Source organism: Streptomyces phyllanthi, assembly GCF_009377205.1.
In the GTDB taxonomy this organism is placed as follows: Bacteria; Actinomycetota; Actinomycetes; order Streptomycetales; family Streptomycetaceae; genus Streptomyces; species Streptomyces phyllanthi.
This window is the reverse complement of sequence record NZ_VJZE01000032.1, coordinates 22,920-39,079: the sequence shown is the minus strand read 5'-3', so window position 1 is coordinate 39,079 and position 16,160 is coordinate 22,920. Positions and strand designations below refer to the sequence as shown.

Genomic DNA, 16,160 nt, shown 5'->3' with positions numbered 1-16,160 from the left:
CCGCCGCCTCGGCCACCCGGAACATGCCGCCCGGATCCTCCTGCTCCCCCCGCTCCCCCAGGGCCAGCGGAAAGTGGCTGTGCGCCCCGAACCCGACGTCGGCCAGCCAGTCGCCCCCGTCCACCGTCCGCACCCGCAGCGCGAGATGGTCGTACGGGATCCCGAGCCGCCCCTCGTCCCCGAACACCCGTGCCGCGAGCAGCGTCACGCCGAAGCCCAGCTCCCTCAGCAACGCCGCGAACAGCCCGTTCAGCTCGTAACAGAACCCTCCCCTGTGCGCACCGACCACCTTGTCCAGCAGCGGCTTCTCGTCGAGCACGATCTCCTCGCCGAGGTGGATCGACAGGTTCTCGAACGGCACGGCCCACAGATGGCGCAGATGCAGCTCGCGCAGCGCGTCGACGGTGGGGGAGGCGGGGCGCCCGGCTCCGATCCGGCGGAGGTAGGCATCGACCTGTAGGGAGTTCATCACACCAGTCTCCCGCCACCGCGCGACTCTCTCGCCTCCCGCCGACCCGTCAGCCTCCCGTCCCCATCAGTTTCTCGCCACCAGCAGTCCTCGTGCCCCGCAGGCGACGGCGATCGCCCCGTCCTCGTCCGTCCGCAGCACGGTCGCGCCCCCGGCCCGCAACGCCGCGACCGTGCTCGGCGCCGGATGCCCGTACGGGTTGTCCGCGCCGACCGAGATGAGCGCGAGTTTCGGTGCCACGGCACGGAGGAGATCCGGGTCCTGGTACGCCGATCCGTGATGCGCGACTTTCATCACGTCCACGGCTCCCAGCTCCGCGGCCGCCGGGGACCTCAACAGCGCCTGCTGGGCCGGGGGTTCGAGGTCGCCGAGCATCAGCATGGTCATCCCGCCCGACCGGACCAGCATGGTCACACTGGCATCGTTCGCCCCCTCGGGCACAGGCCCTGTCGTCGGCAGGGGCCCCGTCCCGGGCGCGAGCCCGGTGTCCGGCGGCGGCCAGAGCACCCGCCAGGCCAGGCCCCCCGTACGCCGCTCCTCCCCCGCCACGGCCCGTGTCACGGGGATACGCCGGGCCGCCGCCTGTCTCCGTACGAACTCGGCCTGGTCCACCGGCTCCTCGAACCCCGTGGTCTCGATCGCCCCCACCGAACGTCCTCGCAGTACACCGGGCAGCCCGGCCACATGGTCGGCGTGGAAGTGTGTCAGCACGACCAGCGGGATCCGTGTGATGCCAAGGGCGTTCAGACAGCGGTCGGCCAGCAGGGGATCAGGCCCCGCGTCGACCACCACCCCTGTCCCGTCGCCCGCTGCCAGGACGGTCGCGTCCCCCTGCCCGACATTGCACATCGCGAACCGCCAGTCGGGCGGGGGCCACCCGGTGATCACTCTGGTCAGGGGCGGCGGCTGCACCACCACGAGCAGGAACACCACGAGGCAGACCGCACATATCCGGGGACGGCTCACGATCCGCCGCCCGCCGAGCACGACGACCACCGTCACCAGGGCGAGCAGCAGCGCGCCCGTCCAGTTCCCCGGCCAGTCCACTCCCCCGCCGGGCATGGCGGCCCCCGTGCGCGCGATGTCCGCAATCCACCCTGCGGGCCAACTCGCACACCATGCGAGGGCCTTGGCCACCGGCATCGCCACGGGCGCCGTCGCCATCGTGGCGAACCCCAGCACCGTGGCCGGCGCCACCGCGAACTCCGCCAGGAGATTGCATGGCACCGCCACCAGGCTCACCCGGGCCGACAGCACCGCGACGACCGGCGCGCACACCGCCTGGGCCGCGGCAGCCGCGGCCAGCGCCTCGGCCAGGCGGGGCGGCACCCGACGCCGCTGGAGCGCCGCACTCCACCGCGGGGCGAGGGTGAGCAGGGCGCCCGTCGCGAGGACGGAGAGCAGGAAGCCGTAGCTGCGGGCCAGCCACGGGTCGTAGAGCACCAGGACCAGAACCGCCGTGGCCAGCGCGGGAATCAGGGATCTGCGGCGCCCGGTCGCGATGGCCAGCAACGCGATCGAGCCGCAGGCTGCGGCCCGCAGGACACTCGGGTCCGGCCGGCACACGATCACGAAGCCGAGCGTCATCACGCCCCCTACCAGCGCGGTCGTCCGCAGCGGGATACCGAGCCGGGGCGCGAGACCCCTCCGCTCGGCCCGCTGGGCGAGCCCGGGCGGGCCGATGAACAGCGCGAGCAGGATCGTGAAGTTCGCCCCGCTGACGGCCAGCAGATGAGTCAGATCGGTTGCCTTGAACGCCTCGTCCAACTCGACCGGCACCCGCGAGGTGTCCCCGACGACGAACCCCGGCAGCAACGCCCGCGCGTCCGCGTCCAGCCCGTCCGTCGCCTCCCGCAACCCGCTCCGCAGTCTCCCCGCGAACCGCTGCGCCCCGGATGCCGCCGCCACGACCTCGGGCGGCCCACCACTCCGCACCCGCAGCACGGCGGCGATCCGGTCCCCGCCGACCATCGCCGGCACGATCTGCGCGGCGACCCGTACCCGCGTGGAGGGGAGAAGGGACAGCCAGGCTCCCTGCTCCGCCCCGGCGCCCGGTGCTCGTGGTCTCTCGTCACCGCCTGAGCGGTACCTTCCGCCGCCACCTGGCTTCGCCTTGGCGTCCACGATCACCAGGACCGGCGTCCGCACCCCGGCGACCGACCCGTCCGGCTTCTCCAACCGCCGTACCTCGCCCTTCAGGAGTACGGCGGTCGGGGCCACATGGTCGCCCTTGACGCGGGGGCGGGTGAGCCGCGGGTCCGCGGTGAGCTCGACATCGGCCGTCACACGCGCGTACTGGCGCGCCAGCTCGGGGACGGGGCCGCGCCGCAGATCCGCCCCGTGCAGCCCGGCGGAGGCAGCGGCCGCGGCGGCACAGAGCAGCACGGCGGCCACGGAAACCCCCGACCACGGCGCCCATCGAGCCCGACCGGAACCGTCGGTGCGATTCCGCCCGGAGCCCCCGGCACCGTCCCGCCCGGCCGACTCGGAGCCATCGCCCCCATCCCGCCCGGCCGACTCGGAGCCATCATCTCCATCCCGCCCGGCCGACTCGGAGCCATCATCTCCATCCCGCCCGGCCGACTCGGAGCCATCATCTCCATTCCGCCCGGCCGACTCGGAGCCATCATCTCCATTCCGCCCGGCCGACTCGGAGCCATCATCTCCATTCCGCCCGGCCATGAGCAGAGCGCCGCCCACGACCAGGCCGGCCACCGCCACCCCGATGGCCCACTCCACCGTGGCCCCGAGCATGAGCGCCGCCGTCGCCCACGCGGCCAGCGCGGGCGGCACCAGCCGCAGGTCCGTGGGCCCCTCCTGTCTGGGGTGAGCGTCGCCGAGCCGACTCGCGGAGGCCGCGTGCACGGGTGAGCGTCCCAGGCCAGGGCGCACACCAGTACGGTCGGCTTCACGGGTCGCGACCGTGCTGCCGGCGTCTGCGGCCACGCCCTCCGCGACGACGCCGGGCCCACCCTCCGGCCCCCTCATGGCCGTACGAGATTCCGCAGGTCGGCGAAGCGGCGGTCACCGATGCCGTTGACCTCGCGCAGTTCGTCGACCGAGCGGAAACCACCGTGCTGGGTGCGGTAGTCGATGATGTGCTGGGCCAGCACGGGGCCCACACCCGGCAGCGTGTCGAGTTGGTCCACGGTGGCCGTGCTGAGGGAGACCGGAGCCGCGGGGGCCGCACCGGCGGCGGACCCTCCGGAGCCGACTGCGCCCGGCACCACACCGGCGGGCGCCGGAGCGCCGACCACCACCTGCTCTCCATCCACTAGGAGCCGGGCGCGGTTGAGCCCCTCGGTGCTCGCGCCCGGACGCACCCCACCGGCCGCCCGCAACGCGTCGGAGACCCGGGAACCCGCGGGCAGCCGTTGAATCCCTGGATGCCGGACCTTCCCACTGACGTCCACCACGATCACGGCGCCCGCCGGGGAGGCCGGCGCCCCGGGGGGCGCGGCCGTCGCTGCCCCGTCCGGCCGCCCCTCGACTTCCTCGTACGGCGCCGACCGCACCATCTCGGGTGCGCTCACGGGCTGTGTGCGGCCCGTCCAGAAGTGCTGCGCTGCGAGAACGGCCGCGACGACCAGCAGCACGCTGAGCGCGACCACGCTCCGCCGCTCGAGCCCGCACCTCGCCTGCAACCACAGCGGTGTCCTCTCCCGCACCGCCGGCCCGATCCGCTCCCGCAAGGACCTTTTGGGACTGTGTGCGGGAGGGCTTTCGTCGGCGGGCTCCTCCACCTCCGGGACGTCGGGCTCTTGCGTCTCGAACCGGTCGGCACCAGCGGGGCCTTCGGCACCAGGACGTTCGCCGACGCGGTGACGGTCGCCGGCGTCGGCGCCGGAGGAACGGACGGCACACGCCCGCCGCTCGTCAGGTCGCCGTCCCGGGAACTCCCCAGCCGCTCCCCGGTGGCTGCCGAGCACGACCCGCCCGGTACGCGGACCCGGTGGCCCGTTCCCCAATTCCCGCCGTTCCCTTGCCTCGTCGGCGAAGAGGGCTTCCGCGCGCAGGCGGAGCGCCTCCGCCGAGGCCCGGCGGCGCCGGGACCCGCCCCGGCCGGGAGGACGGCCGTGGCGGACACGGCCGTCGGACACCGGGCCACGGCCCGGTCCACTGGTGACTGTCGCTGTACGCGAAGGTGATCGAAGTGCCATGCGCCGAGCATGGGACACTCCCGCACACTCGCGATGATCTTCCTCAATTCCCGTGGATTACCGCACGGTTGTGGATAACTCCGTCACCCACACGAGCACCAGCCCCGGCGCGTCACCCCGAACCGCACCCGTGAAGCCCCTCCCATGTCACCGAGGGGAAATGTCACCGCGGAGAGACGACCGCCCCCAGCAGCCCCGGCCCGGTATGCGCCCCGATCACCGCGCCGACCTCGCTCACATGCAGCTCGGCCAGCCCGGGCACCCGTGCCCGCAACCGGTCCGCGAGCGCCTGTGCCCGGTCGGGTGCGGCGAGATGGTGCACGGCGATGTCGACCGGTGCGTTGCCTGCGCGTTCGGCGGCGATCTCCTCCAGACGGGCGATGGCCTTCGACGCCGTGCGCACCTTCTCGAGGAGCTCGATGCGCCCGCCGTCCAGTTGGAGCAGCGGCTTCACGGCGAGGGCGGAGCCGAGGAGCGCCTGTGCGGCACCGATACGGCCACCCCGGCGCAGGTAGTCGAGGGTGTCCACATAGAAGTAGGCGGACGTGCCGGCGGCCCGCTTCTCCGCGGCCGTGACCGCCTCGTCCACCGTGCCGCCGGCCTCCGCGGCCTCGGCCGCGGCCAGCGCGCAGAAACCGAGTGCCATGGCGACCATTCCGGTGTCGACCACGCGTACGGGCACGGGTGCCTCATGTGCAGCGAGGACGGCGGCGTCGTACGTGCCCGAGAACTCGGCGGACAGATGCAGGGAGACGATGCCCGTCACGCCCGCCTCGGCGACCTTGCGGTAGGTCTCCGCGAACAACGCGGGGCTGGGGCGTGACGTGGTGACGGGCCGTCGCTTCTGGAGTGCCTGGGCCAGCGAGCGTGCCGAGATCTCGGTGCCCTCTTCGAGCGCGCGGTCGCCGAGGACCACGGTCAGGGGCACCGTGGTGATGCCGTGGCGCTCCATCGTCCGCGGCGGCAGGTAGGCCGTTGAATCGGTGACGATCGCGACATGGCGGGACATGAGCTGGAGGTTACCTGCCGGAACGCCCGGGCGGCAGCCCGGCCCCTGTCACCTGCGGTCGGACCGGCGGTATCAAGTCGTGCTCTCGGGCCGGGGTTTCTTCTGCCACGGGTAGGTGGGGCGCGGATCCGGTGGGGTGATGGCGGGCCTCGTCGGTTCCTCGGCCGTGCGCGATCGCGGGGTGTCCTGCCAGGTCTGTCCCGTCGAGTCGGCGGTCTCGGGTGCCCGGGCGTCGGGCCACGAGGGTGCGGCCGCGGGCGGCGGGCCCTGGGCACCGGTCGGTGCGCCCGGTGAGGCAGGTGAGGTCGGTGGGGTCGGTGGGGTCGGTTCCGTCGTCCAGTGCCGCAGCGCGCCCGCCTCGACATCTATCTGCGCGCTGAGCAGGTCGAGGTCGTCCTCCGCGAAGCGGCGTGCCCGGTCGTGCGCCGCCCAGCGCAGGGAGTCCGCCGACTTGATGATCCGCTCGGTGCGCTCGCGCAGCGCCGGCAGCCGCTCGGCGAGCTTGGCGCGGTCCGGCTCGGACTCCAGGCGCCTCAGCTCGTCGTCCAGCTCGTGCCCGTGGGCGCTGAGGCGCTGGAAGAGCCCCAGAGACTCCTTGAGGGACTCGTCCTCCGCCACACCCGCGTGCAGCGCGTCCTGCGTGGCGCGCATCGATGTACGCAGCTGGAGCCGGAGCTCGGCCAGCTGGCCCGCCGGTCCGGGCTGGGCGAGGCTCTTGGCGCGCAGCGTGGTGTCCTCGACCGTGCGGCGGGCCTGCGAGATCGTGCGGTCCACTCCGCGCTTGGCGGCGCCGACCACCTTCACCGTGGCGTACACGCCCAGGACCAGGAACAGCACGAAGATCAGGGCCACCACTGCGATCACGGCGTCCACGGCGCTCCTCCTCCGACCCACACGTCCGATCCGCGCGCCCACACCGCACGGCGGCTGCTGCGCTGCTCTTCCACGGTAAACGCAACGGGCAGGCCCGGAGTTCCGGAGGAACCCCGATCCTGCCCGTACCCGACCCTGACCCGACCCTGACCCACCCCTGACCCGACTCGTAGGGGGCGTACGAAGGCAGCGCCGCGACCGGCAGGGCATGGTCCTCGCCCCCGCCGCCCCTGCCCTCCCCCAAGCTCTCGGCTTCGTTCGAGCAGGGGGGTGACCTCATCGTCCTCTGGGGCTGAAATCCCGACCCGAACGCCGGACAGACCGACACCCCGACCCGAACGCCGGAGGGCCCGAAACCCGAACCTCTCCGGCGTCCCGGGACGGCGAGCGAGCAGCTAGCCGGTGACGATGTTCACCAGCTTCGGTGCCCGCACGATCACCTTGCGGATCGCGGCGCCGTCCAGGGCGGCGACGACCTTCTCGTCAGCCAGCGCCGCCTTCTCCAGCTCCTCCTCGGAGATGGACGGCGGCACTTCCAGGCGCGCCTTGACCTTGCCCTTGATCTGCACGACACAGGTCACGGCCTCGTCCACGACGTAGGCGGGGTCGGCGACCGGGAAGTCCTGGTGGACGACGGAGTCGGTGTGGCCCAGCCTGCGCCACAGCTCCTCGGCGATGTGCGGGGCCAGCGGCGCGACCAGCAGCACCAGGGGCTCGGCCACGGAACGCGGCACCGGGACACCCGCCTTGGTCAGGTGGTTGTTCAGCTCGGTGACCTTGGCGATGGCGGTGTTGAAGCGCAGGCCCTCCAGGTCCTGGCGTACCCCGTCGATGGCCTTGTGCAGGGCGCGCAGGGTGTCCTCGCCGGGCTCCGCGTCCACGACGGTGACCTCGCCGGTCGTCTCGTCCACGACGTTGCGCCACAGCCTCTGCAGCAGCCGGAACTGGCCCACCACCGCGCGCGTGTCCCACGGCCGCGACACGTCCAGCGGCCCCATCGCCATCTCGTACAGGCGCAGGGTGTCCGCCCCGTACTCGGCGCAGATCTCGTCCGGAGTGACGGCGTTCTTCAGGGACTTGCCCATCTTGCCCAGCAGGCGGGAGACCTTCTCGCCCTGGTAGTAGTACGCGCCGTCGCGCTCCTCCACCTCGGCGGCGGGCACCGCGATGCCACGGCTGTCACGGTAGACGTACGCCTGGATCATGCCCTGGTTGAACAGCTTGTGGAACGGCTCGGCCGAGGAGACGTGCCCCAGGTCGTACAGGACCTTGGACCAGAAACGCGCGTACAGCAGGTGCAGCACGGCGTGCTCGGCACCGCCCACGTACAGGTCGACGCCGCCGTGCGGCATGCCCTCGCGCGGGCCCATCCAGTACTGCTCGACGGCCGGGTCGACCAGCTTCTCGCTGTTGTGCGGGTCCAGGTAGCGCAGCTCGTACCAGCAGGAACCGGCCCAGTTGGGCATGGTGTTGGTCTCGCGGCGGTACCTGCGCGGGCCACGGCCGTCGCCCAGGTCCAGCGTGACGTCGACCCACTCCTCGTTGCGCGACAGCGGGGTCTCGGGCTGGGTGTCGGCGTCGTCCGGGTCGAAGGTGCGCGGCGAGTAGTCCTCGACCTCCGGCAGTTCCAGGGGCAGCATCGACTCGGGCAGCGGGTGGGCGACGCCGTCCTCGTCGTAGACGATCGGGAAGGGCTCGCCCCAGTAGCGCTGGCGGCTGAACAGCCAGTCGCGCAGGCGGAAGTTGACGGTGCCCTCGCCGATGCCCCGGCGCTCCAGCCACTCGGTGATGCGGGCCTTGGCCTCGACGACGCCCAGACCGTCCAGCGAGACCTCGTCGTTGGCGGAGTTGATGATCTTCGCGTCGTACGACCCGAAGGCGTCCTCCCACGTCGACGTGTCCGTGCCGCGGCCGTCGGTCGGCTCGACGATGCAGTGGATCGGCAGTTCGAAGGCGCGCGCGAACTCGAAGTCGCGCTGGTCGCCCGCCGGTACGGCCATGATCGCGCCGGTGCCGTAGCCCATCAGCACGTAGTCGGCGATGAAGACCGGGATCTGGTCGCCGTTGACCGGGTTGGTCGCGTAGGCGCCGATGAAGACGCCGGTCTTGTCCTTGGCCTCGGCCTGACGCTCGACGTCCGACTTGGAGGCGGCCTGCGCGCGGTACGCGGCGACGGCCTCGGCCGGGGTCGCGTGGCCACCGGTCCACACCTGGTGGGTGCCCTCGGGCCAGGTGTCGGGGGTGAACTTCTCGACCAGCGGGTGCTCGGGCGCCAGCACCATGTAGGTGGCGCCGAACAGGGTGTCCGGGCGCGTGGTGAAGACCGTGATGCGCTCGCCGTCGATCGGGAAGTCGACGCGGGCACCCTCGGAGCGGCCGATCCAGTTGCGCTGCTGCAGCTTGATGGCCTCGGGCCAGTCCAGCGCCTCCAGGTCATCCAGCAGGCGGTCGGCGTAGGCCGTGATGCGCATGTTCCACTGGCGCAGCTTGGCCTTGAAGACGGGGAAGTTGCCGCGCTCGGACCGGCCGTCGGCGGTGACCTCCTCGTTCGCCAGGACGGTGCCCAGTCCGGGGCACCAGTTGACGGGCGCGTCGGAGGCGTACGCCAGCCGGTACTCGCCCAGGACGTCGGCGCGCTCGACGGCGCTCAGCTCGCTCCACGCGCGCGTGTGCCCGGGTACGGCGCGCTCACCGGTCTCGAACCGTTCGATCAGCTCGGCGATCGGGCGGGCCTTCCTCGCCTCCTCGTCGTACCAGGAGTTGAAGATCTGCAGGAAGATCCACTGGGTCCACCTGTAGTAGTCCGGGTCGATCGTGGCGAACGACCTGCGCTTGTCGTGGCCCAGGCCCAGGCTGCGCAGCTGGGCCTTCATGTTCTCGATGTTGGCCTCGGTGGACACGCGCGGGTGCGTGCCGGTCTGCACGGCGTACTGCTCGGCCGGCAGGCCGAAGGCGTCGAAACCCAGGGTGTGCAGGACGTTGTGGCCGGTCATGCGCTGGAACCGGGCGAACACGTCGGTGGCGATGTAGCCCAGGGGGTGACCGACGTGCAGGCCCGCACCGGAGGGGTAGGGGAACATGTCCATGATGAACTTCTTGGGCCTGGCGGCCGTCTCCGGGTCGCCCGCCAGGTCGCCGCTCGGGTTGGGCGCCGCGTAGGTGCCCTCGGCGTCCCAGAAGTCCTGCCAGCGTGCCTCGATGTCGGCCGCCATGGCGGCCGTGTAGCGGTGCGGCGCTGCCTCCGCCGACCCGGCGGCGGCAGCGGGGTTCGTCTCGCTCATGATCCTCAAAGCTCCATCGGTTCGTCTCTGCCTGCGGCTGTGTTTCCGAGAAACGAAAAATCCCCTCGCACAGGAGGGGATGCCGCGCCGACTCCGACCACGGCTCACGGGTGGTCGGGACTGATCAGCGCGGCCCGCTAAGCAGAAGGCGTACGGCACGCATGCGGTCAGGGTACCGCAGCGCCCGCGCGCGCTGCGACGGGCTTCCGTTGACACGAGTGCACTGTCCGTCACCCGTCAGAACCGGCCAAAAAAGTTGAACATTGTTCAAAGCTTACTTCGCGTAAGGGGGACTAAGGGGCATCACAAGTGTGAGATTCCCCCTTGGTAACAACGCAATAACTCAAACCGCGTACCGCTCGGTTTGGCTCCACTTAGAGTGCGACCACGGGACCGCTTTCCCGAACCGTTCGGAGTTGCCCCCATGAACCCTCGTAGTAGTAACAGCTCGCTCCCCCGGCCGGGTCGCTCGGCCTACGGGGCTGCGACCGCTGCCGCTCTGCTGCTCATACCCCTGATCGTGCTGGCCGGAGGTGACGCAGTACGTGAGTTCCTCGACTTCGGCGCCGGCGTACTGTCGCTGGTCGCCCTGTCCTGCTCGGTGATCTGGGGGCTGGTCGCCAGCGACCGGCTGTTCCTCAACGCGCGCCAGCGGATCCTCGCGCAGGCCGTGCACCGGACGACCGCGATCTCCTCGGTCGCCTTCCTGCTGCTGCACGTCACGACGAAGATCGTGCTGGACCACGCGCCGTTCTACGCCGCGCTCATCCCCTTCAGCCTCGGCTTCACGGGCACCGCCATCCTCATCGCCTTCGGCTCGATGGCCGGACTGCTCATGATCACCACGGCCATCACCGGCGCCCTCCGCAGCGCCTTCGCGACCCCGGCACCAGTGGCCGCGCGCTGGCGGCTGTTCCACATGCTGGCCTACCCGGCGTGGTGCTTCGCGCTGGTCCACGGACTCTACGCGGGTCGAGAGGCCAAGCCGGTCTTCGTCATCATGTACGGCCTCTGCCTGGTCGGCGTCGCCGCCGCACTCGCGCTGCGCTCGGCCCCGCGTCCGGTCAAGCGCCAGGTGGCCGACCGGGTCCTCGCGGTGCTCGGCACCGAGACGAGGCCGGGCCGCGAGGAGCTGGACGCGAGCCGCGCCAGGGTGACCGAGTCCACGATGGCGGGAGCGGGCTTCGGCGGGGGTGCGGGCTTCGACGGGGGCCAGGGCCGCGGCCGGGGCGGCGACTCGCCTCTGCCGGGCATGGGCTCGCGCGGGAGCTCGCCCCTGGGCGACACGATGGTGCCCCCGCCGCGGACGCCGTCCTCCGCGAACCTCTACGAGTCCGCCTCGCGCGCCGACGCGCCGGACGCCGGCCCCGGCTTCGCGGCCGCCTACCGTGCCGTAGGGGCCTCCCCGCGCTCGCAGGACACGTTCGCGCCCGAGACGCAGCGCATGGACCTGCCGATGGACATGCAGCCCACGGAGGCCGTTCCGCGCTACGACGAGAGCGCCAACACGGGCACCCGCTGGCCGGCCCCGTCCCCGCCGCCGGTCGGAGAGGCGCCCCCGTCGGCGTACGACCCGATGCAGGACACGTTCGCGGGCCAGACCTACGCGGGACAGGCGTACCCGGGCCAGACATATCAGGGCCAGACGTACCAGGGGCCCGCCGAAACTTCCTACGGAACGGCTGAGACGAACGCCCCCTACGGCACGTACAACCCGAACGACACGTACAACAGCGGTCCCGCCACTGAAACGCTGCCCGGCGCGTACGACTACGACACGCCGAGCTCAGGCGAACCCTGGAACGCGCCTTCCGGAGGCTTTAAGTGAACGAGGCCCTTCCCGACGTCCCCGAAGTCCGAGTGGTGGGTCTTCCCCAGCTCACCTCGGGCTTCGACCTCGTCGAGAGACTCGACCTCCCCATGCACCTGAAGGTGCACGGTCCGCTCGAACCCATGGGCGGCGAGCAGCTCGCCCAGCTCTCCGAGCGGATCAATCTGAAGGGGCGCGGCGGCGCGGGCTTCCCCTTCCACAAGAAGCTGCGTTCGGTCGCGGAGTCGGCGATCAAGCGCGGCATCCGGCCGGTGGTCGTCGTCAACGGAAGCGAGGACGAGCCCGCCTGCCGCAAGGACACGGTGCTGATCAACCGTGCCCCGCACCTCATCCTGGACGGCGCCCTGCTGGTCGCGGAGGCCCTGGGCGCCCGCCAGCTCGTGGTCGGGGTTACACGTGAATCCACCCAGCGCTCGATGGAGGCCGCCCTCTCCGAGCGCGGCCTGAGCAACCGGCGCGGCGCGGCCATCCGCGCGAGTGTGCAGCGCAACCCGGTGCGGATGGTCACCGGTGCCGCCGCCTCGCTGATCCGCTCCATCGACGGCGGCCCGGCCATTCCGCCGGGACGCAAGACCAGTGCGTCGCGGAGCGGTGTCGGGGGCGCGCCCACACTGCTCTCCAACGCCGAGACCTTCGCCCAGCTCGCCATCGCGGCACGCATCGGCTCGGAGCGTTACGGCAACACCGGCCTGTACGACGAGCCGGGCACCGTGATGCTCACGATCTCCGGCGCGGTCGCGCGCCCCATGGTGATCGAGGCGCCCACGGGCGTGCCGCTGCGCTACATCCTGCAGCTCGCCGGTGCCCCGCCGGTGCCGCAGGGCGTGCTGACCGGCGGCTACCACGGCAAGTGGATCGACGCGGCGACGGTCAACGAGGCGATCGTCTCGCGCAACTCCCTGGACGCGGTGGGGGGTGCGCTCGGCGCGGGCGCGATCCTCCCGATCACCCAGGAGACCTGCCCGCTGGGCGAGTCGCTGCAGGTGGCGAAGTGGCTGGCCGAGGAGAGCGCGGGACAGTGCGGCCCCTGCTACCTGGGGCTGCCGGCCGCCGCGCGCGGCATGGAGGACATCCTCAACGGGGGCGGCCCGGCCGCCCTGGAGGCCCTCAAGCAGGTCGCCAAGAACGTGAAGCGCCGCGGCGCGTGCTCGCACCCGGACGGCTCCGCGATGTTCCTGGAGTCGACCATCAAGGCGTTCACGGACGACCTGGCCGCCCATGTCCTCGGGAACGGCTGCGGAAGGCCCGTGGAGGGCGTTCTGCCGCTCTTCGAGGGCGGCAGGGCCCCGACGGGCATCCCGGGCGGCACGGCCGCCGAGGAGGAGAACGGCCCGGCCCGTCAGAAGATCTTCGTCGACTGGACGCTGTGCCGCGGCCACGGCCTGTGCGCGGACATCCTCCCGGAGGTCTTCGAACTGGGTGCCGACGGCTTCCCGACCGTCGCCCAGGCGGCGGTGCCCCGCTACGCCGAGGCGAAGGCGCTGCGCGCGGTGCGGCGCTGCCCCGCGCTCGCCCTCCGCATCGAGGAGGACACGCGCGGCTCCGCGCCGTCCCGCAACAACCTCCCGGTCCTCTCGCAGGGCCGCGGCCGCCGGGCCCTGGGCAGCGGCCGCTGAGCATGCCGAACAGAGAGGGGGGCTGCCGCGCACGGTAGCCCCCCTCGGTGTGTACGGCGCCGTGTGACGGACCGACTCCAGGTCTCTCTTACGCGGAGGCCCGGAGGCCCCGGAGGCCCCGGAGACCCCGGAGACCCCGGAAAGCAAAGATCCCGCCCGATCAAACCGATCGGACGGGATCTGCAAAAAACTGTGGAGCTAAGGAGAATTGAACTCCTGACCTTCTGCATGCCATGCAGACGCTCTACCAACTGAGCTATAGCCCCTCGTGGTTCCGCCCGGTTCCCCTGGCGGCAACGCCAACATTACACGGTCCTCCCGGTGCACCACCAAATCGTTTCCGTTCTGTACGGATACGGGCGATGGCGCCGCCACTCGTGACCGTGATCGCGTTCTCCGGAGCCCACCACCGTGCACCGGTTGCCCTGGAGGGACGACCGAGGCCCAACGACCCGTCACGCATCCACCGTTCGCGGCGTCGCCGCTGTTCGATCGGGTAGGCCGAGGAGCACGCGAACGAACTGCGTCAGGGCAGCGTGGAGTTCACGTTGCCGTGGTCAGGCGGTCACGAACGAGTAGAACCGCTTGAGCGTGCAGTGCTCCTCGAGAAGGCGGCCGTAGATGGGCTCACCCTCCAGTTCGCGGTACGTCTCGATCGGGTCGCCTTTTATGATCAGCGCCCGTGCGCATTCCTCACACCAGTACTGGTAGTCGTGGTTGAGGGGTTCCATGTCGCGGACGATCGGCGTGCCGCTGCCGCACCAGTCGCATTTCCTCCTGTGTGCACCCATTGATCAGCTCCAGCTGTGGCCGCAGGTCGTGCACACGTAGGAGATCCCCCCGTTGTCACCGAGGACTTGGGCAACCTGGAGTGAGCCGCAGGAAGGACAGTTCAGAAGGGAGGACGTCTTACGTCTCACCACCGTTGCGAAGAGGCTGTCGGCCTCTCCGCGGATGCTCCCAGGCATCGCCTCTCCTCCCGTCGGGCCGCGCCCCCTTCCGGCCGTTTGATTCTGCCACGGCCGGACCAATACGGTCAGCGACGCCTTCGTACCAGTCCGGACACGGCACCCAGGAATGCCGTCCCGGCCAGTGCGTACACGCATGCGAGAAGGACGTCCGCAAAGGTATACGCCCCGAGGGCCCCGAGTGACTCAAGCCGGTTGAAGAAGAGTGTGCCGGAAACCGCGACACCGATCAGCTGACCGAGCCGGGTGACTGCCACGAGGAGCCCTCCGGCGTCCGCCGCGCCCTCGGGGCGGACCGTGGCGAGCGCCTTGGGTGAGGCGCCCCACGGCGGCTACGGCGGCTTGTCGGGCCGTACTCCTGGCTCCTCGCCCTCGGCAGCCGGTCCCGGGCGCTCACGCGCCCTCGGCCTGCCCGGGCTCGTCCTGCTGGCTTGCTGTCCTGCCGGCCTGCTGTCCTGCCAGGCGCAGCCGTCTCGTCGCCGGTGTGAGCGTGCGGAGAGGTCGGCCCGGCATACGAAAAATCCCGCTCCCTGACGGGAACGGGACCATCGGTACTGATCTTCGACAACTCAAGAGTGTCGATCTGAATGATCTGTGGAGCTAAGGAGATTTGAACTCCTGACCCCCTGCATGCCATGCAGGTGCTCTACCAACTGAGCTATAGCCCCTCATGTTCCTCCCGCTTGGCGGGGCGAACAAGAAGAACTCTAGCCTGCGACCAGCCGGAAAGTGAAATCCGGTCCTCAGGCCCCGCCACACCGCCCGGAAGGAGGCCGGGGCAGGGCTGTCGGTGTCAGTCGTCAGTCGTCGTCAGTCGTCGTCGCCCAGCACCGGCTCCGGGAGGGTGCCGGCGTTGTGCTCGAGCAGGCGCCAGCCGCGGGCGCCCTCGCCGAGGACGGACCAGCAGCAGTTGGTGAGGCCGCCCAGGCTCTCCCAGTGGTCGGGGGCCAGGCCCAGGAGGCGCCCGAGGGTGGTGCGGATGGTGCCGCCGTGGCTGACCACCACGAGGGTGCCGCCCGCGGGCAGCTTGTCGGCGTGCCGGAGCACCACCGGGGCGGCGCGGTCGGCCACCTCGGTCTCCAGCTCACCGCCACCGCGGCGGACCGGCTCGCCGCGCTTCCACGCGGCGTACTCCTCGCCGTACCGCTCGATGATCTCCTCGTGCGTCAGCCCCTGCCAGACGCCCGCGTACGTCTCGCGCAGGGCCTCGTCGTGCGTCACCTCCAGGGCGGTGAGCACGGCCAGCTCGGCGGCCGTGGCGGCGGCGCGGCTGAGGTCCGAGGCGAGGATCGCGTCCGGCTTCAGGGAGGCGAGCAGCCTGGCGGCCCGGCGTGCCTGGCCCACACCGGTCTCGGTGAGCCCTATGTCGGTGGTGCCCTGGAAGCGGCGCTCCAGGTTCCACGAGGTCTGGCCGTGCCGCCAGAGGATGACACGGCGGCCGCGACCCTTCCGGCCGGCCTCCGCTATGCCGGGAGCAGCGCTCACCGCAGCTCCCCGCCCAGTTCGGCGGCCTCCTCGGCGGCCTGCAGCCGGGCGTGCTGCTCGGCCTTGCCGCGGGTCGCCTTGGCGTCGTCCGGCAGCTCCAGCTCGGGGCAGTCCTTCCACAGCCGCTCCAGTGCGTAGAACACCCGTTCCTCGCTGTGCTGCACGTGCACCACGATGTCGACGTAGTCGAGGAGCACCCAGCGGGCCTCGCGGTCGCCCTCGCGGCGCACGGGCTTGGCGCCCAGGTCCTTGTTCAGCCGCTCCTCGATCTCGTCGACGATCGACTTGACCTGGCGGTCGTTGGGTGCGGAGGCGAGCAGGAAGGCGTCCGTGATGGACAGCACATCGCTCACGTCGTACGCGATGATGTCGTGCGCGAGCTTGTCGGCGGCCGCCTGGGCGGCGGTGTTGATGAGTTCGAGGGAGCGGTCGGTCGCGGTCACTACAAGGCTTTCGGTCGGCGGTCAG

General features: G+C 71.4%; 11 protein-coding genes, 2 tRNA genes and 1 pseudogene. 2 read left to right on the top strand and 12 right to left on the bottom strand.

The genetic code is table 11. The annotated features are described in order from the left end of the window. From FNH04_RS07695 to leuS, 6 genes are all read right to left on the bottom strand, one after another. Nucleotides 1-469: arylamine N-acetyltransferase family protein (locus tag FNH04_RS07695; protein ID WP_194236597.1), on the bottom strand; the 469-nt coding region annotated here is incomplete at its 3' end. A 66-nt stretch (nt 470-535) separates the two neighbouring features. Continuing rightward, nucleotides 536-3,334 carry a ComEC/Rec2 family competence protein gene (locus tag FNH04_RS07690; protein WP_386573618.1) on the bottom strand — a complete coding sequence of 933 codons (2,799 nt, stop codon included), beginning with the start codon at nt 3,332-3,334 and terminating at the stop codon, nt 536-538. A 119-nt stretch (nt 3,335-3,453) separates the two neighbouring features. Continuing rightward, nucleotides 3,454-4,080: a helix-hairpin-helix domain-containing protein gene (locus FNH04_RS49335; RefSeq protein ID WP_407704093.1), complete on the bottom strand. Its 627-nt coding sequence runs from the start codon at nt 4,078-4,080 to the stop codon at nt 3,454-3,456. Between the two features lie 712 nt (nt 4,081-4,792). Further along, nucleotides 4,793-5,638, bottom strand: coding sequence for a DegV family protein (locus FNH04_RS07680; protein ID WP_152781654.1), 846 nt, complete (start codon nt 5,636-5,638; stop codon nt 4,793-4,795). A 72-nt stretch (nt 5,639-5,710) separates the two neighbouring features. Next, complete coding sequence (locus FNH04_RS07675; RefSeq protein WP_322722718.1) at nt 5,711-6,511, bottom strand: hypothetical protein; 801 nt, start codon at nt 6,509-6,511, stop codon at nt 5,711-5,713. Nucleotides 6,512-6,906: 395 nt separating this feature from the next. Beyond that, entirely contained in the window at nt 6,907-9,792 is a 2,886-nt protein-coding gene (leuS, locus tag FNH04_RS07670) for a leucine--tRNA ligase (protein WP_152781652.1), read from the bottom strand. Nucleotides 9,793-10,216: 424 nt separating this feature from the next. Between leuS and FNH04_RS07660 the strand changes: the two genes are divergently transcribed. Both FNH04_RS07660 and FNH04_RS07655 read left to right on the top strand, forming a co-directional pair. Next, nucleotides 10,217-11,620, top strand: coding sequence for a cytochrome b/b6 domain-containing protein (locus FNH04_RS07660; RefSeq protein ID WP_152781650.1), 1,404 nt, complete (start codon nt 10,217-10,219; stop codon nt 11,618-11,620). Continuing rightward, nucleotides 11,617-13,239: an NADH-ubiquinone oxidoreductase-F iron-sulfur binding region domain-containing protein gene (locus FNH04_RS07655; RefSeq protein ID WP_322722717.1), complete on the top strand. Its 1,623-nt coding sequence runs from the start codon at nt 11,617-11,619 to the stop codon at nt 13,237-13,239. Before FNH04_RS07660 ends, FNH04_RS07655 begins: the two co-directional genes overlap by 4 nt. A gap of 193 nt (nt 13,240-13,432) precedes the next feature. On the opposite strand, the gene FNH04_RS07650 is transcribed toward FNH04_RS07655, so the two are convergent. From FNH04_RS07650 to rsfS, 6 genes and pseudogenes are all read right to left on the bottom strand, one after another. Continuing rightward, a tRNA-Ala gene (locus tag FNH04_RS07650) sits at nt 13,433-13,505 on the bottom strand. A gap of 291 nt (nt 13,506-13,796) precedes the next feature. Further along, entirely contained in the window at nt 13,797-14,030 is a 234-nt protein-coding gene (locus FNH04_RS07645; RefSeq protein WP_152781648.1) for a DEAD/DEAH box helicase family protein, read from the bottom strand. 245 nt (nt 14,031-14,275) lie between these two features. Next, nucleotides 14,276-14,515, bottom strand: a pseudogene (locus FNH04_RS47440) (MFS transporter); the annotation flags it as partial. 287 nt (nt 14,516-14,802) lie between these two features. Further along, nucleotides 14,803-14,875: transfer RNA gene (locus FNH04_RS07635), tRNA-Ala, on the bottom strand. Nucleotides 14,876-15,017: 142 nt separating this feature from the next. Then, on the bottom strand, nt 15,018-15,692 hold the full coding sequence (locus FNH04_RS07630) for a histidine phosphatase family protein (protein ID WP_322722716.1): 675 nt from the start codon (nt 15,690-15,692) through the stop codon (nt 15,018-15,020). Then, the gene (gene rsfS, locus FNH04_RS07625; RefSeq protein ID WP_322722715.1) at nt 15,689-16,135 is read right to left on the bottom strand and encodes a ribosome silencing factor; all 447 of its coding nucleotides are present in this window, start codon (nt 16,133-16,135) and stop codon (nt 15,689-15,691) included. Before rsfS ends, FNH04_RS07630 begins: the two co-directional genes overlap by 4 nt. Nucleotides 16,136-16,160 lie beyond the last annotated feature (25 nt).

What these genes read in the sequence shown, in the direction of transcription:
- FNH04_RS07680 (WP_152781654.1), bottom strand. Translation starts at nt 5,638, where the DNA reads ATGTCCCGCCATGTCGCGATCGTCACCGATTCAACGGCCTACCTGCCG.
- leuS (WP_152781652.1), bottom strand. Translation starts at nt 9,792, where the DNA reads ATGAGCGAGACGAACCCCGCTGCCGCCGCCGGGTCGGCGGAGGCAGCG.
- FNH04_RS07660 (WP_152781650.1), top strand. Translation starts at nt 10,217, where the DNA reads ATGAACCCTCGTAGTAGTAACAGCTCGCTCCCCCGGCCGGGTCGCTCG.
- FNH04_RS07645 (WP_152781648.1), bottom strand. Translation starts at nt 14,030, where the DNA reads ATGGGTGCACACAGGAGGAAATGCGACTGGTGCGGCAGCGGCACGCCG.